The sequence below is a fragment of the Bounagaea algeriensis genome (assembly GCF_054491375.1).
Map to the genome: position 1 here is coordinate 1,710,392 of NZ_CM137102.1, position 26,775 is coordinate 1,737,166.

Below are 26,775 nucleotides of genomic sequence, written 5' to 3' on the forward strand. Positions count from 1 at the left end.
GCTAACAGCGTCATGGTCAACAAAGACCGGAACAACGATCCGAGCGGATTCCTCAGGGCGCTCGACGAACGTGTCCTTGTCGCGGACGGCGGCATGGGGACGGCCTTGCAGTCCTACGACCTGTCGCTGGACGACTTCAACCAGCTCGAAGGCTGCAACGAGATCCTCAACGAGACTCGTCCGGACGTGGTCCGCGGTGTCTACCGCGGGTTCCTCGAGGCGGGCTCGGACGCGATCGAATCGAACACCTTCGGTACGAACCTGCCGAACCTGGGTGAGTACGGCATCGAGGACCGCATCCAGGACCTCGCCCACAAGGGCGCGGCGTTGGCCCGCGAGGAGGCGGACGAGCACTCGACACCGGACAAGCCCCGGTTCGTGCTCGGCTCGATGGGGCCCGGCACGAAGCTGCCGACGCTCGGCCACGCCCCGTACGCGGAGCTGCGTGACGCGTACCAGCTGGCCTCGGTCGGGCTGATCGAGGGCGGCGCCGACGTCATGCTGGTCGAGACCTCGCAGGACCTGCTGCAGACCAAGGCCTCGATCGTCGCCGCCAAGCGGGCGATGGAGCAGACCGGCCGCCACCTGCCGATCATCGCGCAGGTGACGGTGGAGCAGACCGGCACCATGCTGGTCGGCTCCGAGATCGGCGCCGCGCTGACCGCGCTCGAGCCGCTGGGCATCGACATGATCGGCATGAACTGCGCGACGGGCCCGGACGAGATGCACGAGCACCTGCGCGTGCTCGCCGACCACGCCACCGTGCCGATCTCGGTGATGCCGAACGCCGGCCTGCCGCAGCTGGGCCCGAACGGTGCCTGGTACCCGTTGCAGGCCGAGGAGCTCTCCGAGGCGCTCGCCGGGTTCGTCAACGACTACGGTGCCCGGCTGGTCGGCGGGTGCTGCGGCACCACGCCGGAGCACGTCAGCGCGACGGTGCGGGCGGTCTCCTCGCTCCCGCCGAAGACGCGGCAGCCGGAGATCGTCCCGTCGGTGTCGTCGATGTACCAGGCCGTGCCGTTCCAGCAGGAGAACACGGTCCTCAACGTCGGCGAGCGGACCAACACCAACGGGTCGAAGGCGTTCCGCGAGGCGATGATCGAGGAGCGCTACGAGGACTGCGTCGAGATCGCCAAGGCGCAGACCCGCGAGGGCGCGCACCTGATCGACCTGTGCGTGGACTACGTGGGCCGCGACGGCACCGTCGACATGCAGGAGCTGGCCAGCCGGTTGGCGACCTCGTCGACGCTGCCGGTCATGGTCGACTCCACCGAGTACGACGTGCTGCGGGTCGGCCTGGAACACCTCGGCGGGCGCTGCGCGGTCAACTCGATCAACTACGAGGACGGCGCCGGCGAGGGCTCGCGCTTCCAGCGCGTGATGGACATGGTCGCCGAGCACGGTGCCAGCGTCGTCGGCCTGTGCATCGACGAGGAAGGCCAGGCCCGCACCCGCGACTGGAAGCTGCGGGTGGCCGAGCGGATCATCTCCGATGTCACCGAGAAGTGGGGCCTGGACGAGTCGGCGATCATCATCGACTGCCTGGTCTTCCCGATCACCACGGGTCAGGAGGAGGTCCGCCAGGACGGCATCGAGACGATCGAGGCGATCCGCGAGCTCAAGCGCCGGCACCCGGGCGTGCAGACCACGCTGGGCCTGTCCAACGTCTCGTTCGGTCTCAACCCGGCCGCGCGCCAGGTGCTCAACTCGGTGTTCCTCAACGAGTGCCGGGAAGCGGGCCTGGACTCGGCGATCCTGAACTCCTCGAAGATCCTGTCGATGCACAAGATCGACGAGGAGCAGCGCCAGGTCGCGCTCGACGTGGTCTACGACCGGCGGGGCGAGGACTACGACCCGCTGCAGAAGCTCATGACCATGTTCGAGGGCAAGTCGGCATCGTCCTCGGGCGCTTCGATCGAGGAGGAACTGGCCGAGCTCGAGCTGTTCGAGCGCCTGGAGAAGCGCATCGTCGACGGTGCCCGCAACGGTCTGGAGACCGACCTGGACGCGGCGATGCAGGAGAAGAAGCCGCTGGGGATCGTCAACGACCACCTGCTCGCGGGCATGAAGGTCGTCGGCGACCTGTTCGGCTCGGGGCAGATGCAGCTGCCGTTCGTGCTGCAGTCGGCCGAGATCATGAAGACCGCGGTGGCCCACCTCGAGCCGCACATGGAGAAGGACGACTCGGGCGGCAAGGGCAAGCTGCTGCTGGCCACGGTCAAGGGCGATGTGCACGACATCGGCAAGAACCTCGTGGACATCATCGTCTCCAACAACGGCTACGACGTGGTCAACATCGGCATCAAGCAGCCGATCAACGACATCCTCGAAGCCGCGGAGGAGAACGAGGTGGACGCGATCGGCATGTCCGGTCTGCTGGTCAAGTCCACGGTGATCATGAAGGAGAACCTCGAGGAGATGAACTCCAAGGGGATCTCCGAGAAGTACCCCGTTCTGCTCGGCGGCGCCGCGCTCACCCGGTCCTACGTGGAGAACGATCTCGACGACGTCTACCAGGGTGACGTCCGCTACGCCAAGGACGCTTTCGAGGGTCTGTCCTTGATGGACCAGGTGATGTCCATCAAGCGCGGCGAAGCGGTCGAGGAGTCCGAGAAGGAGAAGGAGAAGAAGCAGGCGCGCAAGGAGCGGCGCAAGCGCTCCGAGCGCATCGCCGAGCAGCGCAAGGCCGAGCAGGGCCCGGAGCCGGACCTCTACGACGAGAGCGTGCGCTCGGACGTGGCCACGGACCTGCCGGCGCTGACCCCGCCGTTCTGGGGTTCGCAGGTCGTCAAGGGCCTGTCGGCGAACGACTACCTGCAGCTGCTGGACGAGCGGGCGACGTTCTTCGGCCAGTGGGGCCTGCGCGGCACGAAGAAGGGCGACGGGCCGACCTACGAGGAACTGGTCGAATCCGACGGACGTCCCCGGCTGCGCGCGTGGATGGACGAGCTGTCCACGAAGGGCATCCTGCAGCACGCGGCGCTGGTATACGGCTACTTCCCCGTCGTCTCCGAGGGCAACTCCCTGATCGTGCTGGACAAGGACGAGCCCGACGCGCAGGAGCGCACGCGCTTCCTGTTCCCGCGGCAGAAGCGGGAGCGCCGGCTGTGCCTGGCGGACTTCTTCCAGTCGCGGGAGAGGGCCGAGCAGACCGGCCAGGTCGACGTGCTGCCCCTGCAGCTGGTGACGATGGGCCAGCCGATCGCCGACTACGCCGATTCGCTGTTCGCCAACAACAACTACCGCGACTACCTGGAGATCCACGGTCTCAGCGTGCAGCTGACCGAGGCGCTGGCGGAGTACTGGCACCGCCGCATCCGCCAGGACCTGCAGTTCACCTCCGGTCAGTCGGTGGCCGCGGAAGACCCGGACGACGTCGAGGAGTTCTTCAAGCTCGGCTACCGCGGTGCCCGCTTCTCGCTGGGCTACGGCGCGTGCCCGAACCTGGAGGACCGCCAGAAGTTCATCGACCTGCTCGAGCCCGAACGCATCGGCGTCGAACTGTCCGATGAGCTCCAGTTGCACCCCGAGCAGTCCACGGACGCGCTCGTGCTGCACCACCCGGAGGCGAAGTACTTCAACACCTGACCGAAACCGCTCGCACCTTCCTCCCGGGACAGCGAGATCGCCGAAAAGCGGTTGGGGAAACAGAGAAAGGAAATCATGACCGCGAAGCTGCAACAGGTGAACGGTCTCGAGTTCGCCATCGCCGACCTGAACCTGGCCGAGCAGGGCCGGCACCAGATCCGGCTGGCCGAACACGAGATGCCCGGCCTCATGGCAACGCGCAAGGAGTACGCCGCGTCGCAGCCGCTGAAGGGTGCCCGGATCGCCGGTTCGCTGCACATGACCGTGCAGACCGCGGTGCTCATCGAAACCCTCGTGGCGCTCGGCGCCGAGGTGCGCTGGGTGTCCTGCAACATCTTCTCCACGCAGGACGAGGCCGCGGCCGCCGTGGTCGTCGGCCCGAACGGCACCGCGGACAAGCCGCAGGGCGTGTCCGTGTTCGCCTGGAAGGGCGAGACCCTCGAGGACTACTGGTGGTGCACCAACCAGCTGTTCCAGGGCTTCTCCGGCGGCCAGGGTCCGAACATGATCCTGGACGACGGCGGCGACGCCACCATGCTGGTCCACAAGGGCGCCGAGTTCGAGAACGCGGGTGCGGTCCCGCAGCCCACCGCGGACGACCCGGCCGAGTTCAAGGTCGTGCTGGAGGTGCTGCGCGACAGCCTGGCGGGCGACAAGCAGCGGTTCACCAAGGCGGCCAAGGAGATCAAGGGCGTCAGCGAGGAGACCACCACCGGCGTGCACAAGCTCTACGAGCTCGTCAAGACCGGTGACCTGCTGTTCCCGGCGATCAACGTGAACGACTCGGTCACGAAGTCCAAGTTCGACAACAAGTACGGCTGCCGCCACTCGCTCATCGACGGCATCAACCGCGCCACCGACGTGCTCATCGGCGGCAAGGTCGCCGTGGTCGCCGGCTTCGGTGACGTCGGCAAGGGTTCGGCCGAGTCGCTGCGCGGCCAGGGCTGCCGGGTCATCATCACCGAGATCGACCCGATCAACGCCCTGCAGGCCGCGATGGAGGGCTACGAAGTCAAGACCATGGAAGAGGTCGTCGACTTCGCCGACATCTTCATCACCACGACGGGCAACTTCGACGTCTTCACCGCTGAGCACATGAAGCGCATGAAGCACCAGGCCATCGTGGGCAACATCGGCCACTTCGACAACGAGATCGACATGGCCGGCCTCGAGGCGATCCCCGGCGTCAAGAAGCAGGAGATCAAGCCGCAGGTGCACGAGTACACCTTCGGCGACGGCCACTCCATCCTGGTGCTGTCCGAGGGCCGGCTGCTCAACCTCGGCAACGCCACGGGCCACCCGAGCTTCGTGATGTCGAACTCCTTCACCAACCAGACGATCGCCCAGATCGAGCTGTTCAACAAGGCCGGGGAGTACGACAAGGACGTCTACATGCTGCCGAAGATCCTCGACGAGAAGGTCGCACGGCTGCACCTCGACGCCCTGGGCGTCAACCTCACCAAGCTCACCAAGGAGCAGGCCGAGTACATCGGCGTGGACGTGGAGGGCCCGTACAAGCCCGAGCACTACCGCTACTGATCGCACTGGTTCTCGCAGCGGCCTCCGCTGCGGTGGCCGTGGCCGCCGCCGGGCACACCGGCGGCGGCCACCCCGCCGCCGCGCCACGGCGAGCACGCCGGTGCGAGCAACGCGTCGATCCCGGTGCCGACGCTCGAACCGCACCGGGCAGATCCGGTATGCTTTTCGACACCGCTTTTCGTTTGGTCAGGAATCCCGTCCCGCGCACGTATTGTGCGGACGGGTGAGCAAGACGGTCCCTGCTTGAAGTGACCGACGTCGACAAAAGGAAAACCTGAGGCCGACATGGACACGATCGCACTCGAATTGGTTCCGCCTGATTTGGATGGCGGTCCGCAGCGGGCCGTGGAGGAAGGCCGCAAGGTCGCTGAGAACAGCGCTGCCGCAGGGCTCGCGGGTCAGATCGACCACTTGATGATGCCCGGAATTATTCCGGAGGACGACGACCGCCCGGTCGACATCAAACAGAAAATGGACGTGATCGATTTCTGGCGCGCGGTGCAGCCGGAAATCGGGGACGTGCGGGCGCTGTGCACGCAGGTGACCCCGTTCCACGACGAGCAGCAGCTCGACGAGCGCGTGCGGAACCTACGCGCGGCCGGCATGGAAGGCATCATCTTCGTCGGCGTGCCGCGCACCATGCAGGACGGTGAGGGCCTCGTCGCGCCCACGGACGCGCTCGGCCGCTACCGCGAGACGGTGCCCAACCGCGGCTGCATCCTCATCCCCACCCGGGAAGGGGAACAGGGGCGGTTCGACTTCAAGTGCAACAGCGGGGCCACGTTCGGCATGACCCAGCTGCTGTACTCGGAAGCCATCGTCGACTTCCTGCAGGAATTCGCGAAGACCACCGACCACCGGCCGGACGTCCTGCTCTCGTTCGGGTTCGTGCCGAGCTTCGAGTCCGACAAGAAGCTCATCGACTGGCTCATCCAGGACCCGGGCAACCCGGCGGTGGAGGCCGAGCAGCGGTTCGTCGCCGAACTCACCGAGCTGTCCTTCGCCGACCGCAAGAAGAAGCTGGTGGACCTGTACAAGCGGGTCGTCGACGGCGTGCACGGGCTCGGTTTCGGCATGAGCCTGCACCTGGAAGCGCCGTACGGCTATTCCAAGCCAGCATTCGACACCTTCGCGGAGATGCTGGACCACTGGTCCCCGCACTCCGCCTGACACGCGGCCGCTCGCACCCCGCAGCCGCTGCGGCGGACGCGGGTGCGGGCGGCCGGTCCGCGTGCGCGGGCGGATGACCACTGCTCGCCGCATGTCGACGACGGCGTCGAGGAGCGCGCATGACGAACGTGATCGACCGGCTCACCCCGGAACGCACCGCGTTCGCGGTCGAGTTCTCCCCGCCCCGCAGCGCGGACGAGGAACGCGGGCTGTGGCGGGCCATCCGCGAACTCGAACCGCTCGACCCGGCCTACGTGTCGGTGACCTACCCGTCCGAACCCCGCGGCCGCGAACGCACGTTGCGCACGACCAGCCGCATCGCGCGGGAAACGACGCTGCTGCCGGTGGGGCACCTGACGGCGGCGGGGCACTCCGTCGGTGAACTGCGCCACGTGCTCGGCTCGTTCGCCGCCGAAGGCCTGCACAACCTGCTCACCGTGCGCGGCGACCCGCCCGGCGGGCCCGAAGCCGAGTGGGTGTCCACCCCGGGCGGGCCGCGCCACGCCGACGAGCTCGTGCGGCTCGTGCGCGAATGCGGCAACTTCTCCACCGGTGTGGCCGCAACGCCGCACACGCACCCGGACTCGCCGGACGTGGAGACCGAGACGCGGCACACCCTGAACAAGATCCGCTCCGGAGCGGACTACGCCGTGGCGCAGCTGTTCCTGCAGCCGGAGTACTTCCTGCGGCTGCGCGACCGGCTGGCGCAGCGCGGCTGCCACGTGCCGATCCTGCCCGGCATCATGCCGATCACCACGCCGCGAGTGCTGGACAAGTTCACCCGGCTCGCCGGCGTGCCGATCCCGCCCGAGGTGTCCGACCGGCTCGATCCGCTGCGCGAGCAGCCGGCGGACTTCCGCGCCGCCGGCCTCGAGATCAGCACGCGGCTGTGCGAGCGGCTGATCGCCGAAGGCGTGCCCGCCCTGCACTTCCACAGCCTCAACCGGTCGCGCGCCACGCTGGAAGTGGTGCGCGATCTCGGACTGGTCGACGGCGTCTTCGCGACGGCGTAGGCGGGCCGCTCGGGACCGGACGGCATGCCTCCGCCCGTGGGATACGGTGGCGGAAAACGGCCACGCACGGGAGGGCACGATGCCGGGATCCACCGGGCTGCTGACGGCGCTGGAGGAGAAGCTGGACGCCGCGGCGCTGCTGACCGACCCCGACTCGACGGCCCGCTACGCCCACGACGACGCCGAGTGGGCTCCGCACGGCACACCCGCTGCGGTGGTTCGCCCCACCACGACCGAGGAAGTCGCCGAGGTGGTGCGGGTGGCGATCGGCACCGGCGCGCCCGTCGTGCCGCGCGGCGCGGGCACCGGCCTGTCCGGCGGGGCGAACGCGCTCGACGGCTGCGTCATGCTCTCGTTCGAGCGCATGAACGCCATCCGCGAGATCAACCCGCGCGAGCAGCTGGCCGTGGTCCAGCCCGGAGTCGTCAACGACGAGTTCCGCGCGGCCTGCCGCGAGCACGGCGTGTGGTACCCGCCGGACCCGGCCAGCTCGCCCTGGTCGACCATCGGCGGCAACACCGCCACCAACGCGGGCGGGGTGTGCTGCGTCAAGTACGGCGTCACCCGCGACTACGTGCTCGAGGTGCAGGTCGTGACCGGCACCGGCGAGGTCGTGCGGCTCGGCCGCCGCACCGCCAAGGGAGTGGCCGGCTACGACCTGTGCGGGTTGCTCGTCGGTTCCGAGGGCACGCTCGGCGTGATCACCGAGATCACCGTCAAGCTGCTGCCCGGCCAGCGCGCCGCCGAACGCACCGTCGTCGGCTACTTCGACTCGCTCGTGGACGCCGGGCACGCGGTGGCGGAAGTGGCCGCGGCCGGGATCGTGCCCTCGGCCCTGGAACTGCTCGACCGGCACTGCCTGCGCGCGGTCGACGAGTGGAAGAACATGGGCCTGTCCGACGAGGCGGAGGTGCTGCTGCTCGGACGCACCGACTCGCCGGGCGCGGCCGGGGACTCGGAGACGCAGGCGTTGCTCGACTGCTTCGACAAGGGCGGCGCGACCTGGACCACCCGTTCCACCGACGAGCAGGAGTCCGAGATGCTGTTCTCCGCCCGGCGCCTGGCGTATCCGGCGCTGGAACGTCTCGGCCCGGTGCTCACGGAGGACGTGTGCGTGCCGCGGGCGGCCGTGCCGGAGATGCTCGAGCGGATCCAGAGCTCGGCCCGGCGGCACGAGACGACGATCGCGAACATCGCGCACGCCGGCGACGGCAACCTGCACCCGCTGATCATCACTCCGCCGGACGACGAGCCCGCCCGGCAGCGCGCGCAGCGCGCCTTCGACGAGATCGTGGCCGATGCGCTCGCCCTCGGCGGCACGGTCACCGGTGAGCACGGGGTCGGCCTGCTCAAGCTCAAGGGCGTGCACTCCGAGCTGAGCGCGCCGGTGGTGAACATGCACGACGCGGTCAAGAACGCCCTCGACCCGCACGGCGTGCTCAACCCGGGCAAGGTCTTCGGCCCGCCCGTGTGACCGCAGCGCTCCGGGGGCTCCTGCGCCGGGCTTCCCGCATCGATCCACACCGGTCAGACGAGGTTGTGCTCGGGCCGGACCTCGGCATCGGCGAAGCGCTTGAGGCCGAGTCCGGTGACGTCGACCGCGGGGGTGCGGTCGAGGGCGAGATCGCGCACGACCTCGCCGACCGCGGGTGCCTGCAGGAACCCGTGGCCGGAAAAGCCGGTGGCGTAGCAGAACCCGCTGACGGCGGACGAGCGGCCGAGCACGGCGTTGTTGTCCGGGGTGACCTCGTACAGGCCCGCCCAGCCGTGCGCAACGCCCACTTCGGCCAGCAGCGGCGCGCGATGTGACACCACTGTGGACAGTCCGGTCAGCCATCCGTCGTCGGTGCTCGTGTTGTACCCGAACTTCTCGGTCGGATCGGACATGCCGATCAGCAGCCCGCGGCCTTCCTCGTGGAAGTAGAAGCTCGTGGCGAAGTCCACCGTGAACGGCAGGTCCGCCGGTAGTTCGGGGATCGGTTCGCTCACCAGTACTTGGCGCCGCAGCGGTCGGACCGGGATGTCGATGCCGACCCAGTCGCCCACCTGCGCCGACCACGCGCCCGCGGCGCAGACCACCGCGGAGGTGCGGACGGTGCCGTGTTCGGTGTGCACTCCGGTGATCTCCGCACCGCGCAGTTCGACGCCGGTGGCGGCGCAGTGCTGCAGCAGCACCGCCCCGTGCGCGCGGGCACCGCCGGCGTAGCCCTGCACGACCGCTTCCGGGGTGCAGTGCCCGTCGGTGGGCGAGTACGCCGCGGCCTGCAGTCCGTCCGCCGAGACGTACGGCGACAGATCGCAGGCCTCGGTCACCGAGAGCATGCGACTGGGCACGCCGCACTCGTTCTGCAGCCGGACGTTGCGTTCGAACGCGGCGGTGTCGGCCGCCGTGGACAGCAGGAACAGGTAACCCGGCTGCTTCAGGTCGATCTCAGCTCCGGGGCGCCGGTGGAACTGCTCGAAGGCCTGCAGGCTGCGTCTGCCCAGTTCGATGTTGACCGGATCGGAGAACTGCGCCCGCACGCCGCCGGCGGCTTTGCTCGAGCTGCCGCTGCCGAGCTCGTCGCGTTCCACCAGTACGACGCCGACGCCGGCCTCGGCGAGGTGGAAGGCGATGCTCACGCCCACCACGCCGCCGCCGATCACCACGACGTCGGTCCGCTCGGGCAGCGGGGGAGTGGTTCCTCGCCTGGCCGGAATCACCGCACACCTCCGAATTCGGTGGGCAACGCGTAGTCCCACTCCGGCTCCACGGTGGACACGTCCATCTGCGCCTTCTGCAGCTTGCCGGAGAAGTCCCAGTTCAACGACTGCCACCGGGTGAATTGGTCGAGCACCCACGTGCCGGACAGCCGGCTGCCGTTGCCGGAGGCGCCGTTGCCGCCGAACGGCAGGTGCACCTCCGCGCCGGAGGTCGAGTTGTTCACGCTGACCATCCCGGCGCTGATGCCCTCCCGGAAGCGGAACGCGGTGGACGGGTCGTTGGTGTAGACGGCCGCTGACAGGCCGTAGCCCGGCGCGTTGCCCAGTTCGATCGCCTCGTCGAGCGCGGTGTAGCTGATCGCGCCCACGATCGGGCCGAAGGTCTCCTGCTGGAAGACCGGATCGGAGGTGCGCATCCCGGACAGCAGCACCGGGTGGTAGTACAGCCCGGTGGCGGGGTCGCCGGCGAAACCGGCACGCGGGGCCTCGCCGGTGATCCGACCGGTGAACTCCGAGCCGAGCACCGCGTGGTGCTCGCCCAGGGTCTCGAGCGTCTTCTCGAAGCGCTCGGCGAACTTGCGCTCCAGCAGCGGGCCGTAGAGCACGTCGCCGGTGGGCTCGCCCAGCGTCGCCGCGCGCAGGGCGGCGTCCAGCTTGCCCAGGAACTCGTCGTGGACGTCGCGGTGCAGGATCAGGTTTCCCAGCGAGGTGCAGCGCTGGCCCGCGGTGCCCCAGCCGGAGAACAGCGCGCCCTGCACCGCGAGGTCGACGTCCGCGTCCGGTGCCACCACCATGGGGTTCTTCCCGCCGAGCTCCAGGCAGGGGCTCTGCAGGTGGCGCCCGCACAGCTCGCCGATCTTCGAGCCCACCGCGGTCGAGCCGGTGAAACCGACCTTGTGCACGTGGCCGGCCTGCAGCGCCTGCTCGAGCCCTTCCTGGGCATCGTGGCCCGCGGCGAAGACGAGGTTCAGCACGCCGTGCGGAATCCCCGCGCGCCAGAGCAGCTCGGCCAGCGCCCGCGCGGTCGCCGCTGCGTACTCCGCCGGTTTCCACACCACGGCGTTGCCGGCCAGCAGCGCCGGCACCAGGTACCAGGACGGAACCGCCACGGGGAAGTTCCCGGCGGTGATCACCGCGGCCACGCCGACCGGGGCGCGGAAGGTGAACAGCTGCTTGTCCGGCATCTCCGAGGGGACGGTGTGGCCGTAGAGCCTGCGGCCCTCACCGGCGAAGAAGTCGCAGGTGTCGATGATCTCCTGCACCTCGCCGAGCGCCTCGGTGCGGGGTTTTCCGATCTCGCGGGTGACGATCGCGGCCAGGGCCTGCTTGTTGGATTCCACGAGCCGGCCGAAAGCGGCGACGGCGCGGCCGCGCACGGGGGCGGGCGTGCGTGCCCAGTCGCGCTGCGCCCGCTGCGCGACCTCAGCGGCCCGGGTGAGTTCCGCGGGGCCGTCCAGGTGCACTTCGGCGACCGTGTCCTGCAGGTTCGCCGGGTTGTACGAGGTATAGCGGTCGACCGGCGCGGTGGCGGACGGGTCGGTACCGATTACGGAGCGTACTGTCGACTGCACCGGGGCACCTCATTCCTGTCGAACGGGGGCAAGCCTCCTCGCGCGCCTCCTCGTGGGAACCGTATAGCCTTTCGGGGACCTGCGCGGAGCGCCAGAAGCATGATTTCGCGATTCCGCCCCGTGCGGGTGCTGCTGCGTGGCCGGGAAACCGCGTGGTTGGGGCGAGCTGGAGCGGGCTGTGCGCGGGTGGTGCGGAAGCACCTGCCACGAGCATCACTCGTTCGTGTGGTGGTCGTCGCGCGGGACGTGCAGTCGACATCGGAGTGGGGCATGGCTTTCGCGGAAGCACTGGTGCAGCAGGCGCCGTGGCGGGGGTTTCCCGGGCGTCTCGCGCTGGCGGCCTGGCACCTGCGCGAACGCGAACCGGTGCTGCTGGACGAGGAGCGGGTGGTGCACGCGGCCTCGACGATCAAGACGCTGCCGCTGATCGCCGCACTGCGCGCGGTCGAACGCGGCGAGCTCAGCCTGAGCGCCGACGTGCCCGTGCCCACCGCGCGCGTCGGCGGCTCCGGTGTGCTCAAAGACCTCCGCTGCCGGCGGCTGCCGCTGGCCGACCTGCTCACGCTCATGATCGCGATCAGTGACAACACCGCCACCAACGCCGTGCTCGACCTCGTCGGCTTCACCGCCGTCGACGAGCTCGCCGGTGAACTCGGATGCAACGACACGCGTGCGCAGCGGCACCTGATGACCACCGACGAGCCGGGCGTGCTGGAAACGACCGCGCTCGATCAGGCGCGCGTGCTCGACCGCTTGGCCACCGGCCACGCGCTCGGTCCGGAAGCGGCCCGCTACGCCCTGCGCACGCTGTCGCGCCAGCACGTGCGCGACCGGCTGCCCGCCGAGTTGCCGGAACACGCCCGCAGTTGGAACAAAACCGGTGAAATCGCCGGCCACCGCCACGACGTGGCGCTGCTCGGCAGGGACGAGCCCGAATGCGTCGTGGCCGTGCTGACCGACCGGCTCGACGACGAACGCGCCGCGTGCACCCACATCGCCCGGATCGGGCGCGCGGCCTTCGCCGCGCTGCCACCGCGGCACCTCCCGGCCGATCCGGCGAACAGGGTCGAGCCGGAGGGCAAGGCCGATCCGGCGGACAGGGCCGAACCGGTGGACAGGGCGGAGCCGGGCAGCGCCGCTCAGCCGGTGCGGCGCTCGTAGACCACGCGCCCGTCCACCATGGTCAGATCGACCTGGCAGTCGGCGATGTGCGCGGCGTCGGTGGTGAACGGGTCGCGGTCGAGCACGACGAGATCGGCCGCCTTGCCGAGTTCGGCCGTGCCGGTGCCGCCCTCCATGTGGTTGACCCAGGCGGTGGCAGCGGTGTGCGCCGCGAGCGCGTCGACCAGTTCGAGCCGCTCCTCCGGCAGGAACGGTTCCGCCTGCACGTCCGGATCCGTGCGGTTCACCGCGACGTGCAGCGCGCGCAGCGGTTCCGCCTCGGACACCGGCCAGTCGCTGCCCGCGGCGAGCACCGCCCCGGCCGCGCGCAGCGACCGGAACGGGTACTGCCAGCGCGAGCGCCGCGAGCCCAGGTGCGGCACGGTCAGCTCGGTCATCGCGGCGTCGTTGACCGCCCAGGCCTCCTGCACCGTCGCGGCCACCCCGAGTCCCCGGAACCGGACCAGGTCGTCCGGGTGGACCACCTGCACGTGCGCGATCTGGTGCCGCGCCGCGGAGGAATTGCTCTGCCGGGCCAGCGCGATCGCGTCCAGCACGTCGCGCACCGCCCGGTCGCCCACCGCGTGGAAGTGCAGCTGGAACTGCTCGGCGTCCAGCTGCGGCACCGCGCGCAGCAGCGTCTCCCGCGGGACGAAGGCCATCCCCGTGTCCCGCTGCGCCAGGTACGGCTGCAACATCGACGCGGTGAAGTTCTCGCACACGCCGTCCTGCATGATCTTCACCGCGTCCGCGCGGAACCGCTCGCCGCGGGCGCGCTCGCGGCGTTGCCGGAGCTCGTCGATCTGCTCGATGTCGCGCCGGCGGTCCCACCACAGCGCGCCGCGCACCTTCGCCGTCAGCAGCCCGCGGCGATCGGCGGCGAGGTAGGTCTCCAGCGTGTCTTCGTAGCCCAGGTAGGCACCGATGATCGCGTCGTGCCAGCCCACCACGCCCCGTGCCTGCAGGTAGCGCTGGCCCTCCACGAGCGCGGCGAGGTACTCCTCGGTGGAGGTCGTCGGCAGCGCGCGGGCCACCAACCGCGTCGCGCCCTCGTGCAGCGTTCCGCTGGGGTGGCCGTGCTCGTCGCGCTCCACTCGGCCGTCGGGAGGGTCCGGCGTGGCGTGGTCGACCCCGGCCAGTCGCAGCGCGGCCGTGTTCACCCACGCGCCGTGCTGGTCGCCGTTGACGAGGTAGGCGGGACGGTCCCCGGTGACCTCGTCGAGGGTCTCGCGCGTCGGCGTGCCTGCCGGGAAGTGGCCCGGATCCCAGCCGCCGCCGAGCAACCAGTCCGGATCGTGCGTGCGCAGGTAGTCACGGATGCGGCGCAGCGCGTCCCGCGCGTCGGCGCTGTCGGTGAGATCGCAGCGCAGCCGCTGCAACCCGCCGTAGACCGGATGTGCGTGCCCGTCGAAGAAGCCGGGGATGAGCAACCGGCCGCGCAGGTCGACCAGATCGGTGCCCGGGCCGACGAGCTCGTCCACGGCGGTCCGCCCCAGCGCGGCGATTCGTCCGTCGCGCACCGCCACCGCGTCCGTCCAGGAGCGGGCGGCGTCCATGGTGGCCACAGGTCCGCCGAGGAACGCGACGTCGGCGTGCGAAGAACGCATGCCGGTCATTCTCGCAGTCCTGGCTCGGAGGTCACCGCGCTCGTTCGCCCGTGATCAGCGCCACCGCATCGTCGCGCGTGGCCGCGTCGACCTCCGGCGGGCGGAAGTCGTTGCTGCGCGCGTGCTCGACCAGCTCCGGATCCGGCGCGGCGTCGTACTCCCGCAGGTAGTACGGCACCGCCGCGGGCCAGACCCAGGTGCCGTCGGTGTGGAACGACAGCGGCACGACCGCGCCGCGTTCCGGCGCCAACCGGTCCGCATCGGCATCGTGAGCCGGGATGACCGCGGGGGCGCTTTCCAAGTAGGCCAGCAGCGCCTCGCGCTCGGCCGCCGGTACGGCGGGACGCGCGGTGATCGGCCGGCCGGTCTCGTCGAAGGCATCGGCGGTGCGCAGCGCGGCCGGGCGCGCGCCGGCGGAAACCCCGTTCGGCGCGCCGCCGTAGCGGGCCAGCCAGTCCGGTGTGGACTCGGGGGGACGCGGGAACATGCGCAGCTCGTCGATGTAGGCCTGCGGCGGTGGCGGGTTCTGCCACGTCGGTTCGTGATCGCCGTTGAAGTCGACCGCGTAGCTGCCGGGGCGCTGCAACCGGTACAGGGCGCTGACCCAGGTGCCCCGCTCGGGCTGGTACATCCCCTCGCGCAGGCGCACGAACAACCGCTTGACGTCCACTGGCGCCGCCAGCGGCACCTGCGTGCCGTTGGGCGCGATGAGCACGGCCGAAACCTCGTCGTGCACACCGGCGGCGCGGTATTCGACGTGCGTTTCCTGCCAGCCGGGAGGGAGCGCGTGCACGACGAGGCGGCCGATCTCCTGGATCAGCCGTTGCTGCTCGGCCTGGTCCAGAGTGCCCGGTGTGTCGGATTGCGGTGCGTTCGGTTGCGCGAGCGATCCCGGTTGACTCATATCCTGCATCCTCCCAGCTCGATGCCGATCTCGGGAGCCGTTCCCGCGGATTGCGGTGGGCCTCGGTCGTGCGGCGGCATGACCAGCCTAGAAGACGGGCGCGCAGCCGGTGCGGCTCCGTCACCGATCCGCCGGAGGGCTGCCGCGGGGAGCGGGCACGCCGGATGCGGACCGGTCGGGCGCCGCCGGCGCGAATGGTTACCCTGAACGCGGTGTTGTCAACACAAAGTGAGGTCGGTGTGCCGCTGCGTATTCTTCTGGCCGGTGCGACCGGGGTCGTGGGCTCCGCGCTCGTCCCACTGCTGCGGAAACGGGGCCACCAGGTCATCGCGCTGCTCCGGAACCGGGACGGGCAGGTGGAAGGTGCCGACGAGGTCGTCATCGCCGATGCCACCGCGCCGGACGACCTGCGCGCCGCCGTCCTCGGTGCCAGCCCGGACGTGGTCGTCGACCTGCTCAGCGACTGCGGCAGCGGCGATCCCGCCGAACGGGCCCGCCGCACCGCGAGGGTGCGCGGCACCGGCAGCCTGACCCTGGCGCAGGCCGCGATCGCGACGGGGGCGCGCCGGATCATCACGCACGGTCTCACCGCGGCCTACCGCCCGGAAGGGCACGACGTGCTCGACGAGGACTCACCGCTGTGGACCGACGCACCGCACGAGTGGGGCGACATGGTCGGGGCCGTGGCCGACGTGGAGAACGCGGTGCTGACCAGCCCGGACATCGAAGGCGTGGTGCTGCGCTTCGGCGCGCTGTACGGGCCCGGCACCGGGTTCGCAGCCGGGGGTGTCCAGTACGAGCAGGTGCGCGGCAGCGAACTGCCGCTGGTCGAGGGCGGCATCGGCATGACCTCGTTCACCCACGTGGACGACGCCGCCGGTGCGATCGTCGAGGTGCTCGCCGGAGTGGACGTGGGCACGTACAACGTCGTGGACAACGAGCCCGCGGAGTCGGGCGAATGGCTGCCCGCCTACGCCCGCATGATCGGCGCGCCGGAACCGGTGGTGCTCAGCCGGGAGCAGGCGGACGCGCAACTGTCCTGGTGGACCGTGCACCAACTGTCCGAACAGCGCGGCGCCAGCAACTTCCGCCTGCGGGAAACGGCGGGCTGGCGGCCGACGTGGCCGAGCTGGCGGGAGGGGTTCGCGTCGATGTTCGGGCTCTGGCCCGGATAAGTCGAACCGGGAGAGTCCGCGGATCGGCTGGCGTTGTGGGTCGGGTGGGATGAGCCGGCGGCCGACCGGGTGCGCTGTCCGGGTGCGCTGTGTTGACCGGCGCACGCGCCTCGGCACTAGGATGCCCGCACGGTCCGGTGGCGGGCGCGGCGCACGTGCACCCGTCACGAACGGCGCCCGAACGGCGCCCGGTGAACGGGAGGAGTGCGACCACGTGGGCACCGCTGACGTCTCCGAGCTGCGCAGCCGCGTCGGTGCCGACGCGGTCACCATCGATCCCGACGTGCTCGGCGCGGTCAGCACCGATCGCGCGACGTTCTGCCCCGCGGGAACGCCCGCGGCGCTCGTGCGCGCCCGCAGCACGGCCGATGTCGCGGCCACGATGCGCTGGGCCCACGAGCACGGCGTCCCGGTCGTGCCGCAGGGCGCGCGTTCCGGTCTGTCCGGCGCGGCGAACGCCGTCGACGACTGCGTGCTGCTGTCGCTGGAGAAGATGGACGACATCGTCGAGATCGACGCCGACGAGCAGGTCGCGGTGGTCCAGCCCGGTGTGGTCAACGGCGATCTCGCGGCGGCGGCGGGCCGGCACGGCCTGCACTACCCGCCGGACCCGGGGTCGAAGTCGCTGTCCACGATCGGCGGCAACGTTGCCACCAACGCCGGCGGGATGTGCTGCGTCAAGTACGGCGTGACCGGGGATTTCGTGCGCGGTCTCGAAGTGGTGCTCAGCGATGGGCGCGTCACCCGGACCGGCAGGCGCACCGCCAAGGGCGTCGCCGGCTACGACCTGACCCAACTGCTCGTGGGGTCCGAAGGCACGCTCGGCGTGGTGACCGAGGTGACGCTGGCGCTGCGCCCGGCCGCTGCGCAGCCGTTGACCGCGGTGGCGTTCTTCCCGACGCTGCAGGACGCCTGCCGCACCGTGACCGGCTTCCTCGCCACCGGGCACCGACCTTCGGTGCTGGAGTTCATGGACCGACCCACGGTGCAGGCGGTGCAGCGGGTCGCCGACCTCGGATTCCCCGAGGAGATGGCGGCGATGCTGCTGGTGCAGTCCGACCGGGGCGAGCAGGCACCGAGCGAACTGGCGGAGTTCGACCGCGTTGCGCGCAAGCACGCGGCCTCGGAGGTGATCGTCGCCGACGATCCTGCCGAGGGGGAGATGCTCATGCGTGCCCGTCGCCTCGTCGGCGACGCGCACGAACTGCTGGGTTCGCTGCTCGTCGACGACGTGTGCGTGCCGCGCAAGCACCTGGTGGACCTCGTCGACGGACTGCACGCCATCGCCGCCGAACAGGACGTGCGGGTGCTGTGCGCCGGGCACGCCGGCGACGGGAACATGCACCCGGTGGTGGCCTTCGACGCGACGGACGCGTCCGAAACGGCCCGGGCGCAACGCGCTTTCGACGCGATCATGCAGCTGGGGCTGCGCCTGGGCGGGACCATCACCGGCGAGCACGGGGTGGGGCGCCTCAAGCGCCGCTGGCTGGCGGAGGAGCTGGACGAGGCGGGGCTGGACGTCCAGCGCAGCATCAAGCTGGCGCTCGATCCTCGCGGGATCCTGAACCCGTCCCGCGTGCTGCCCGACGCGCCCTGAACGAGCTCGCCGGGCAGCTACCGGACGGCCGGGGCTACCCGATGTTCCGCTGTTCGGGCTAGTAGTCGTAGTCGTCTTCGGCGGGGATCGTCCGCTCCTGGTCCGCCATGTCCGCGGCGTCCACGCCTTCGGGCACGCTGCCGGGAGTCTCCTCGTCGTTGAAGAACAGCTGTTCCTCGCGCGCCTGCTCGGCGGCGTCGGCCTCGGGGGTTTCCGGGTTCATCAGCCCTCCTCTCGGTGGCGGTTCCTGCCGTCACGGTAGCGAACTGCCGAGCCGGAGGCGATCGACGTCCGAACGAGTGAGGCCGGGGTGTGCGCTTTCCGCACGAGGAGCGCGCACCCCGGCCGGAAGCCGCAACAGGCGCGGGCTCAACCTATCGAGCGGCCCGCGTAGTCGGGCAGCGACTCGACGTGCTGCGCGACCTCCTCGGCGATCCCGGTGGGGAACGGTGCCGCTCTGCCCGCGGCGCTGTCCACGTGCACGAGCATGGCCTCCTGGGTGGCCCGCAGCTGCTCGGCGGCGTGCATCTCGTGGCACACGTGCAGCTTCTTCCCGCTCGTGCCGACGACGCGGCTGGCCACGACCAGGTCCGAAGCAGGCGGGACCTCCCGCAGGAAGCGCACGTGCGCCTCCACCGTGTACAGCGAGCAGCCGGTGCGCTCGCGGTACTCGGCGTCGAAGCCGAGCTGCTCCAGCACGGCATCGGTGGCGTGGCCGAACACGACGCCGTAGTAGCCCTCGGTCAAGTGGCCGTTGTAGTCGATCCACTCCGGACGGACCTGCTGGTGGAACCGTTCCAGTCCGGTCATGCGGCGTCCTCCTGCTTGCCCGGGTGTTCGCGGACCTGTCCGATCGCGCGCATCACGGCGATCACGGCGCGATCGCGCTCGGCCACCATCTCAGGGATGTTGCGCTCACCGGAAGCATCGGCACAGCCCGCGACCATGCGGTCGCGCAGGTCCGCGGTGAGTTCCGGGGCCTGCAGCCGGGTCCACGGGGACTGCAGCGAGGGCCCGAAGTGGTCGAGCATGTGCGCCATTCCACCTTCTCCGCCGGCCAGGTGGAAGGTCAGGCACGGCCCGTACAGGGGCCAGCGCAGGCCGGGGCCTTCGGTGATCGACCGGTCGACCTGGTCCACTGTGGCCTCGCCGTTGGCCACCATGTGCAGGGCCTCGCGCCAGATCGCCTCCTGCAGTCGGTTGGCGATGAAGCCGGGGACCTCGCGGTCCATGGTGATCACGGACTTGCCTGCGATCTCGAAGAAGCGACCGGCCCAGTCAACGGCCCACTGCTCGGTGCGCTCGCCGCCCACCACTTCGACGAGCGGGATGAGGTAAGGCGGGTTGAACGGGTGTCCCACGACGAGCCGTTCCGGGTGGGGGCTGTCCGGTTGCATTTCGGACATCCCGTAGCCCGAGGTGGACGAGGAGATGACGACGCCGGCCGGGGTTGCCGCGTCGATGCGGCCCAGCAGGTCCCGCTTGAGCTCGAGGTCTTCCGGGGCGCTTTCCTGGACGAACTCGGCGTCGGCGACCGCCTGCTCCAATGTGGACGCAACCGTCAGGTTCTTCCGCGAGGCCGTCTCGGCCAGTCCGAGTTCGGTCAGCGCGGGCCAGGCCGCGTCGACGAGCCGGGTGAGTTTGGCTTCGGCGTCGTCGGCCGGGTCCCACGCGGTCACCTGGTAGCCGCGGGCGAGGAAGTGGGCGACCCAGCCGCCGCCGATGACGCCGGCGCCGATGCAGGCGATGCGGCGCACCGACGCCGCGGCGGGAGTGTTGTCGGACACGTGCTTTCCTTTCGGTGGGAACGGGCTGGGCCTCAGGCGCGGGGCAGACCGAGCTTGGTGCGGGCCTCGTCGGGGGAGGCGATCTTTCCGCCCATGCCTTCGACGATCGTCACTGCGCGCTCGACGAGCTGTGCGTTGGTGGCCTTGACCCCCTTGCTCAGGTACAGGTTGTCCTCCAGGCCGACGCGGACGTTGCCGCCCAGCGCTGCGGTCAGGCCCACCCAGGGCAGCTGGTTGCGGCCGATGCCGAAGCTCGCCCAGTTCGCCCCGGCGGGCATCATGTTCACCATGGACTGCAGCACGGCCGGGTCGGCCGGGGCGCCGTACGGAATGCCCATGCACAGCTGGAACAGCGCGGGGTCGTCGATGAGGCCTTCGTTGATCAGCTGGGTGGCGAGCCACAGCTGGCCGGTGTCGAAGATCTCGAGTTCGGGTTTGACGCCGAGTTCCTGGATGCGGCGCGCGCCCGCGCGGAGCATGTCCGGGGTGGAGATGTAGAGCTGGCTGCCTTCGCCGAAGTTGATCGAGCCGCAGTCCATCGTGCAGATGTCCGGCAGCAGCTCCTCCACGTGCGGCAGCCGGTCGAGCCCGTTGACCAGGTCGGTGCCGTCCACCGGCTTGAGCGGGTCCTCCTGGTCGATGACGAGGTCACCGCCCATGCCGGCGGTGAGGTTGATGACCACGTCGACGCCGGTTTCCTTGATGCGGCGCACGACCTCGCGGTACAGCGAGACCTCGCGCGAACCCTGCCCGGTGTCCACATTGCGCACGTGGATGTGCACCACCGAGGCACCGGCGTTGGCCGCATCGACGGCGGACGCGGCGATCTGCTCCGGCGTGACGGGAACGTGCTCGCTCTTCTTCGTGGTGTCGGCGGCGCCGGTGAGCGCGGCTGTCAGGATAACGGGATTGTCCATGGTGGACCTCCTTGGATACGACGTGGTCTGCCGGCCGAAGCGGGATTCGGTCGGTTCGTGCTGCGGTGGCGGATCGTCGGGTGTTTCGCCGAACGTGCGGTGGCCTCAGTGCCGCACGATGTCGCGTTCGACGAAATCGCGCAGCATTGCGCGCATGCCGTCCACGGAACGCCCCGGACGACCGGTCATCACCTGGATTCCCAGGCCGTCGATGAGCGCCGCCAACGCGGTGGTGAGCCCGTCGGCGTCCCGCTCGACGAACACGCCCTGCTGCTGCCCTTCCCGGATGGTCCGCGCGATGGTGTCGTGCCAACGCGAGTACGAGTCACTGTGCAGGACCTGCAGGTTCGGATTGAGCGCGCTTTCGTTCCAGACCTGCAACCAGATGGACCACTCCTGCCGGAGCAGCCCCGGGGTGGGCAGCTGCAGCTCGACCAGCCGCAGCAGCCGTTCGTGCGCGTTGGCGATGGTGTGCAGTTCCGCGACCTGCCGGTCGAAGGCCAGCCGCACCGCGTAGCGCAGCGTCGCGGTGAGCAGGTCGTCCCGACCGGGGAAGTGGTAGTGGATCGTCGCCGACGAGGTTCCGCACGCGCGCGCCACATCGGCCACGCGCACCGCGTGGAAGCCGCGCTCGGCGAGCAACGTCCACGCCGCGTCGAGGATCTGCTGGTAGCGCCCGGCTTCGGCGAGGCCGTCGGGATTTCCGTCCCCCCGGGCCGTGCGCTGCGGGGCGGCCGCGACGGTTTCGACGTCGTCGGCACCGTTGATCAGCCAGTTGACCGTGACGTCACCGACCTCGGCGATCTGCTTGAGCTCGGTCGCCGTGAACCGCCGGGTGCCCGCGAGGGACTTCGACAGCTTCGTCGGGTCGAGCCCGACTTCGCCGGCGAAGGCCCGCTGGCTGCCGGGGTAGGTCCGCAAGACCCACCGGACGCGGTGGCGCAGTTCGGCTGTCGTGTCCTGCACGGTGGATGAGCCTAGCAAGGGTATTGCGATTATCGCAATGCCGGTGCAGACTCGTGCCGCGCCTGACGGCCTGCCGCCGAGGTGTTGCACCAGTAACGCTCCTGGTGTGACCGATGCTTCTTCTGGATTGACCGAATCCGGGCGGCAGGTTCACAGTCTGGTGCGATCTGATGACTGATTCATCAGTCGACTCGCAACGCCGGACGGGCGGTGGCGCGAGACACCCTGGTGGGACCGTCCCGCCAGGGAAGACCTGGGAGGAAGCCATCGATAGAGGGACCGGGAAAGTCCGGATCGACAGACAGGTTTTCTGGATCGCGCTGATCCTGGTCGCGATCGTGTGCGTCCCCGTGATGCTCGCACCGCAGCGCGGGACAGACGCGTTGAACGTGGTGCTCGGCTTCTTGAGCGGCCGGTTCGGCTGGCTGTACCTGTTGTTCGGCGCCGCCGTGGCCGCACTGCTGGCCTGCTTGGGCTTCAGCCGCTTCGGACGGGTCCGCTTCGGCGATGCCGGCGACCGTCCCGACTACTCGTTGATGTCCTGGCTCAGCATGATCTTCACCGCCGGTATCGGCGGCGGCATCATGTACTGGGGCATCATCGAGTGGGCGTACTACTACAATGAACCTCCGCGCCAGATGGAGCCGCACAGCGTCGAAGCGGCGCACTGGGCGGCCACCTACCCGTTGTTCCACTGGGGCCCCACGGCGTGGGCGCTGTTCTGCTTGCCCGCGCTCGCCCTGTCGTACCTGTACCACGTGCGCAAGCGGCACACGCTGCGGTTGAGCGAGGCATGCCGCGCCGTCCTCGGCGACCGGGTCGACGGCTGGCCCGGCAAGGTGATCGATGTACTGTTCGTCATCGGCGTCATCGGTGCCGCCGGTACCTCACTGGGACTGGAGGTTCCGGTGGTCTCCGAAGGCGTGGCCACCATCTTCCCCGTGGATCAGGGGTTGGCGTTGGACATCGGCGTCATCGCCGTGTGGACGATCCTCTTCGGGGCGAGCCTCTACTTCGGACTGCAGCGCGGGCTGAAGCGGTTGGCGAACCTCAATCTCGGGCTCGCAGGGTTCTTCGCCGTCTTCCTCATCGTTGCCGGCCCCACGGTGTTCATCGTGGACACGATGACGAACAGCGTCGGCCTCCTGCTCAACAACTTCGTGGAGATGAGCTTCTACACCGATCCGGTCGGGGGCTCCGGCTTCGAGGAGGACTGGACGGTGTTCTACTGGGGCTGGTGGATCTCCTACGCCCCGTTCGTCGGCCTGTTCGTCGCCAAGATCTCCAAGGGCCGCACGGTGCGCGGCACGATCGCCGCCATGTGCTTCGGCGGTAGCCTCGGCTGCTGGCTGTCGTTCATGCTGATGGGCAATACCGGCCTGTTCTACGAGCTCCGCAACGTCCTGCCGGTTGCCGGCATCGTGTCCGAGCAGGGCGACACGGCCGCGATCGTGGCGACATTGCAGGCGATGCCCTGGGGCGGTATCGCGCTCGGGGTGTTCCTGCTGTTGCTGATGGTGTTCTTGGCCACAACCCTGGACTCCTCTGCCTACACGATGGCCGCTGCGGCCAGTCGGGACCTGCCGCGCGAGGCCGATCCGCCGCGCTGGCACCGCGTGTTCTGGGCCGTGGTGCTCTCCGGCGTTTCCGTGGTGCTGATGTACGCAGGGGGATTGGACGCGCTGCAGACGCTGTCCGTGGTCACCGCGTTCCCGCTGATCTTCGTGCTCGCCCTCGTCGCCGTGTCCTTCTGGCGGACGTTGCAGGCCGACGAGCGCTCCGGCGTGATCGACACCGCGCCGCAGCACCGCGCGGGCACCGAGTCGCCGAGCACGGCGCAGGGCCCGGCGGCGGACAACGCGGTCGAGGACGGTCCGGCTGCGCACCACCCGCGGGTCACCGAGGGCGCCGGGAACGCCGCGGCGGATCGCGGCGCCGGTGAAACCCTGGATGCGGAGGATTCCGATGTGCAGCCCAGCGGAGCTGGGGAGGGCACCGCGGTGCGCTGACACCGCCGCCGTGCCGGACCGCGCCGTCCGGTCGCCGCGTGGCCGGTGACCGGGCGGCCCTGTGCGCGCCATCCCGGTTGGGATGATCCTGGACCGGACGTGCGAACCGAGCGAAGGGAACACCGGGATGCTGTTCGGCAGGGAACGCGAGGACACGGCAACGGGTGCGAAGCGCTGGCCGGTGCTCGTGCTCTGCCTGGCAGCGGGGTTCATCACCCTGCTGGACGTGAGCATCGTCAACGTCGCCCTGCCGTCCATCCAGCAGGGGCTCGACACCCAGGCCAGCGCGCTGTCCTGGGTGGTCTCCGGTTACGCGCTGACGTTCGGGCTGGTGCTCGTCCCCGCCGGACGCATCGGCGACGACCACGGGCGCGGTCGGATGTTCCTGCTCGCGCTCGCGCTGTTCACCCTCGCCAGCGCTGCCGCCGGCTTCGCGCAGAACGGTCTGTGGCTGGTGCTCGCACGTCTGGCCCAGGGCGCCGCCGGCGGCATCCTCAACCCGCAGGTGCTCGGGCTGATGCAACAGCTGTTCCACGGGCACGAGCGCGGCAAGGCCTTCGGGCTGTTCGGCGCGGTCATCGGTGTGTCCACCGCGATCGGCCCGATGCTCGGCGGACTCATCATCGAACTCGCCGGCGCGGAGAACGGGTGGCGCTGGATCTTCTTCGTCAACCTGCCCATCGGCGCGATAGCCCTGCTCTACGGGTTGCGGGTGCTGCCGCGCGACCGACCGAGCACGAGCGGCAACTCGCTGGACATCATCGGCGTGGCACTGCTCGGCGCCGGACTCGTGTGCCTGCTGCTGCCGCTGGTCGAGCTGGAAAGCGGCGGCGGAACCCCGTGGTACCTGCTGGTGGCCGCGCCGCTGCTGCTGGCCGCGTTCGTCGTCTGGGAGCACCGCTTCCGGCTGGCGGGCAACTCCCCGCTGGTCGACCTGCGGCTGCTGCGCATCCGCAGCTACTCGTTCGGGACGCTGCTGGCGCTGCTGTACTTCGCCGGGTTCACCGGGATCTTCTTCGTGCTCGCCGTGTACTTCCAGCGGGGTCTGGGCTACTCGGCGCTGCTGGCCGGGCTGGCCCTGACCCCCTTCGCCGTGGGCTCCTCGGTGTCGTCGGTCATCGGCGGGCGCCTGGTCGCGCGGTTCGGGCGCCGCCTCGTCGCGGTCGGCCTGTGCAGCGCGCTGCTGGGGCTGCTCGTCACCGACGCGGTGCTGGCCTTCGCCCCGGGCCCGTGGGCCGGTTGGGCCGTCGCGCTGCCGCTGCTGGTGGCCGGCACGGGCAGCGGCTTGGTGATCTCGCCGAACCAGACGGTCACGCTCAGCGAGATCGACCCGGCCTCCGGTGGCACGGCAGCCGGGGTGCAGCAGACCGGGCAGCGCATCGGATCCTCCCTGGGGATCGCCGCGGCCTCCGGAGTGTTCTTCTACTCCCTGGGCACGAGCGGATACACCACGGCCATCACGCACGGGCTGTGGGTGTCGGTGGCGTTCGTCGCCGCGGCGCTGGTCGTCGCCGTGGTGGACCTCGTCAAGGGCAGCCGGGCGAGCGTGCGGCCGTATCCGCAGTAGCGCCTCAAGCGTCGTCGTGCCGTCCCAGGCGGGCGTTGCGGTAGCCGTACGCCAGGTACAGCACGAGACCGAGCACCAGCCACGCGGCGAAGCGGATCCAGGTCAGCACGTCCAGGTTGAGCATGAGGTACAGGCACGCCAGCGCGGTAGCGATCGGCAGCCAGGGCGACAGCGGCATGCGCACCGGACGCTCCATGTCCGGTTTCGTCCGCCGCAGCACCGGCACCGCCAGGGCCACGATGAGCATCCCGGACAGCGCGCCGATGCTGACCATGTCGGCGAGTTCGGAGATCGGCACGAAACCCGCCAGCAGCATGACCAGCGCGGTGCCGCCGATGGTGACGCGGTGCGGCGTGCCCCACCGGCCGTGCACCCGCGCCAGCGGCCGCGGCAGCAGGCCGTCGCGGGCCATGGCGAACCCGATGCGGCCGATGGTGACCAGCTGGACCAGCATCACCGAGGTCAGGCCGGTCACCGCCCCGAGCGCGATCACCGCCGCCATCCAGGGCTGGCCGACGGCGTCGAACGCGGCCGCCAGCGGCGCGCCCTCGTCGATGCGGCGGTAGTCCACCATCGCGGTCAGCACGAGCGAGACCCCGATGTACAGCGCTGTGCACAGCGCCAGACTGCCGATCAGGCCCACGGGCAGGTCGCGGCGCGGGTTGCGGGTCTCCTCGCCGAGGTTGGCGAGCGCTTCGAACCCGGTGTAGGCGAAGAACACGATCGCGGCGGCGGTGAGCACCCCGCCGATGCCGTACATCGTCTGCCCGATGCCCAGCACTGCTTCGATGAGCGGCTGTCCCAGCGTCGTGGCCGTTTCCGGGGCCGGGCGCGACGGCGGGATGAACGGCACCAGGTTGGCGGCGCGGGCGAAGAACAGCCCGGCGACGACGACGAGCACGCACACGGCGACCTTGATGACCACGAGCAAGTTGGTCGCCCACGAGGACTGCCGGATGCCGGTGACGACGACGCTCGCCAGCACGGCGAGGATCGCGACGGCGCCGAGGTTGACGGCCGCGTCCTCGCCGAACCACTCCTGCGGCAGGTTCAGCAGGTTGGCCACGTAGGCCGACCAGCTGCGGGAGACCACGGCCGCACCCAGCGCGAACTCCAGCAGCAGGTCCCAGCCGATGATCCAGGCGAAGATCTCGCCGAGCGTGGCGTAGGCGTAGGTGTAGGCGCTGCCGGCGGTCGGTACGGAGGAGGCGAGTTCGGCGTAGCACAGCGCAGCGAGGGCGGCCACGACGCCGCCGATGAGGAAGGACAGCACCACCGCGGGACCGGCGTGCTGCTTCGCCTCGACACCGGTGAGCGTGAAGATGCCCGTGCCCACGATGATGCCGACGCCGAACCCGACGAGGTCGCGCCCGCGCAGGCGGCGCACCAGCGTGCCGGTGCGGGTGCGTTCCAGGACGTCCTCGACGGGGAGCGTGCGCAGCAGATCCACATCGGAACCGTAGGTCACGCGGGCAAGGCGCGCAGGCCAGCGGTGGGTCCC

Annotated in this window: 20 protein-coding genes; 10 read left to right on the forward strand and 10 right to left on the reverse strand. The window is 70.1% G+C overall.

The annotated features are described in order from the left end of the window. The first annotated feature begins 12 nt into the window (after positions 1-12). From metH to ACVGV2_RS07760, 5 genes are all read left to right on the forward strand, one after another. Positions 13-3,588: a methionine synthase gene (metH, locus tag ACVGV2_RS07740; RefSeq protein ID WP_459165363.1), complete on the forward strand. Its 3,576-nt coding sequence runs from the start codon at positions 13-15 to the stop codon at positions 3,586-3,588. 75 nt (positions 3,589-3,663) lie between these two features. Further along, on the forward strand, positions 3,664-5,127 hold the full coding sequence (gene ahcY / locus ACVGV2_RS07745; protein ID WP_459165364.1) for an adenosylhomocysteinase: 1,464 nt from the start codon (positions 3,664-3,666) through the stop codon (positions 5,125-5,127). Positions 5,128-5,412: 285 nt separating this feature from the next. Further along, positions 5,413-6,297, forward strand: coding sequence for a mycobacterial-type methylenetetrahydrofolate reductase (locus ACVGV2_RS07750; RefSeq protein ID WP_459165365.1), 885 nt, complete (start codon positions 5,413-5,415; stop codon positions 6,295-6,297). Positions 6,298-6,416: 119 nt separating this feature from the next. Continuing rightward, positions 6,417-7,310 carry a methylenetetrahydrofolate reductase gene (locus ACVGV2_RS07755; RefSeq protein WP_459165366.1) on the forward strand — a complete coding sequence of 298 codons (894 nt, stop codon included), beginning with the start codon at positions 6,417-6,419 and terminating at the stop codon, positions 7,308-7,310. 79 nt (positions 7,311-7,389) lie between these two features. Further along, positions 7,390-8,784, forward strand: coding sequence for an FAD-binding oxidoreductase (locus ACVGV2_RS07760; RefSeq protein ID WP_459165367.1), 1,395 nt, complete (start codon positions 7,390-7,392; stop codon positions 8,782-8,784). A 53-nt stretch (positions 8,785-8,837) separates the two neighbouring features. Here ACVGV2_RS07760 and ACVGV2_RS07765 read toward each other — a convergent pair whose 3' ends face one another. Next, the gene (locus ACVGV2_RS07765) at positions 8,838-9,980 is read right to left on the reverse strand and encodes an NAD(P)/FAD-dependent oxidoreductase (RefSeq protein WP_459165918.1); all 1,143 of its coding nucleotides are present in this window, start codon (positions 9,978-9,980) and stop codon (positions 8,838-8,840) included. A 29-nt stretch (positions 9,981-10,009) separates the two neighbouring features. Continuing rightward, positions 10,010-11,584, reverse strand: a complete 1,575-nt coding sequence (locus tag ACVGV2_RS07770; RefSeq protein ID WP_459165368.1) for an aldehyde dehydrogenase family protein — start codon at positions 11,582-11,584, stop codon at positions 10,010-10,012. A 270-nt stretch (positions 11,585-11,854) separates the two neighbouring features. Between ACVGV2_RS07770 and ACVGV2_RS07775 the strand changes: the two genes are divergently transcribed. Next, on the forward strand, positions 11,855-12,745 hold the full coding sequence (locus ACVGV2_RS07775) for a serine hydrolase (protein WP_459165369.1): 891 nt from the start codon (positions 11,855-11,857) through the stop codon (positions 12,743-12,745). On the opposite strand, the gene ACVGV2_RS07780 is transcribed toward ACVGV2_RS07775, so the two are convergent. Together ACVGV2_RS07780 and ACVGV2_RS07785 are read right to left on the reverse strand one after the other, a co-directional pair. Continuing rightward, positions 12,724-14,352 carry an amidohydrolase gene (locus ACVGV2_RS07780; RefSeq protein WP_459165370.1) on the reverse strand — a complete coding sequence of 543 codons (1,629 nt, stop codon included), beginning with the start codon at positions 14,350-14,352 and terminating at the stop codon, positions 12,724-12,726. The two genes, ACVGV2_RS07775 and ACVGV2_RS07780, sit on opposite strands and share 22 nt — an antisense overlap. Positions 14,353-14,383: 31 nt before the next feature. Then, positions 14,384-15,256 carry a hypothetical protein gene (locus ACVGV2_RS07785; protein WP_459165371.1) on the reverse strand — a complete coding sequence of 291 codons (873 nt, stop codon included), beginning with the start codon at positions 15,254-15,256 and terminating at the stop codon, positions 14,384-14,386. Positions 15,257-15,468: 212 nt separating this feature from the next. Here ACVGV2_RS07785 and ACVGV2_RS07790 point away from each other — a divergent pair, with 212 nt between their 5' ends. Continuing rightward, positions 15,469-16,431, forward strand: coding sequence for an NAD-dependent epimerase/dehydratase family protein (locus tag ACVGV2_RS07790; protein ID WP_459165372.1), 963 nt, complete (start codon positions 15,469-15,471; stop codon positions 16,429-16,431). A gap of 214 nt (positions 16,432-16,645) precedes the next feature. Further along, positions 16,646-18,028 (forward strand): FAD-binding oxidoreductase, encoded by a 1,383-nt coding sequence (locus ACVGV2_RS07795; RefSeq protein WP_459165373.1) that lies wholly within the window; start codon positions 16,646-16,648, stop codon positions 18,026-18,028. Between the two features lie 58 nt (positions 18,029-18,086). Here the strand turns inward: ACVGV2_RS07795 and ACVGV2_RS07800 are convergent, their stop codons facing one another. The 5 genes from ACVGV2_RS07800 to ACVGV2_RS07820 all read right to left on the reverse strand — a co-directional run bounded on the left by ACVGV2_RS07800 (position 18,087) and on the right by ACVGV2_RS07820 (position 21,698). After that, the gene (locus ACVGV2_RS07800; protein ID WP_459165374.1) at positions 18,087-18,251 is read right to left on the reverse strand and encodes a hypothetical protein; all 165 of its coding nucleotides are present in this window, start codon (positions 18,249-18,251) and stop codon (positions 18,087-18,089) included. Between the two features lie 146 nt (positions 18,252-18,397). Then, the gene (locus ACVGV2_RS07805) at positions 18,398-18,838 is read right to left on the reverse strand and encodes a thioesterase family protein (protein WP_459165375.1); all 441 of its coding nucleotides are present in this window, start codon (positions 18,836-18,838) and stop codon (positions 18,398-18,400) included. Next, on the reverse strand, positions 18,835-19,815 hold the full coding sequence (locus ACVGV2_RS07810; protein ID WP_459165376.1) for a 3-hydroxyacyl-CoA dehydrogenase NAD-binding domain-containing protein: 981 nt from the start codon (positions 19,813-19,815) through the stop codon (positions 18,835-18,837). Before ACVGV2_RS07810 ends, ACVGV2_RS07805 begins: the two co-directional genes overlap by 4 nt. Before the next feature lie 32 nt (positions 19,816-19,847). Beyond that, positions 19,848-20,732 carry a beta-keto acid cleavage family enzyme gene (locus ACVGV2_RS07815; RefSeq protein ID WP_459165377.1) on the reverse strand — a complete coding sequence of 295 codons (885 nt, stop codon included), beginning with the start codon at positions 20,730-20,732 and terminating at the stop codon, positions 19,848-19,850. A 105-nt stretch (positions 20,733-20,837) separates the two neighbouring features. After that, the gene (locus ACVGV2_RS07820) at positions 20,838-21,698 is read right to left on the reverse strand and encodes a TetR family transcriptional regulator C-terminal domain-containing protein (RefSeq protein WP_459165378.1); all 861 of its coding nucleotides are present in this window, start codon (positions 21,696-21,698) and stop codon (positions 20,838-20,840) included. 314 nt (positions 21,699-22,012) lie between these two features. Here ACVGV2_RS07820 and ACVGV2_RS07825 point away from each other — a divergent pair, with 314 nt between their 5' ends. Both ACVGV2_RS07825 and ACVGV2_RS07830 read left to right on the forward strand, forming a co-directional pair. Continuing rightward, complete coding sequence (locus ACVGV2_RS07825) at positions 22,013-23,707, forward strand: BCCT family transporter (RefSeq protein ID WP_459165919.1); 1,695 nt, start codon at positions 22,013-22,015, stop codon at positions 23,705-23,707. Between the two features lie 127 nt (positions 23,708-23,834). After that, positions 23,835-25,274, forward strand: coding sequence for an MFS transporter (locus ACVGV2_RS07830; protein ID WP_459165379.1), 1,440 nt, complete (start codon positions 23,835-23,837; stop codon positions 25,272-25,274). 4 nt (positions 25,275-25,278) lie between these two features. Here the strand turns inward: ACVGV2_RS07830 and ACVGV2_RS07835 are convergent, their stop codons facing one another. After that, positions 25,279-26,724, reverse strand: a complete 1,446-nt coding sequence (locus ACVGV2_RS07835) for an APC family permease (RefSeq protein WP_459165920.1) — start codon at positions 26,722-26,724, stop codon at positions 25,279-25,281. Positions 26,725-26,775 lie beyond the last annotated feature (51 nt).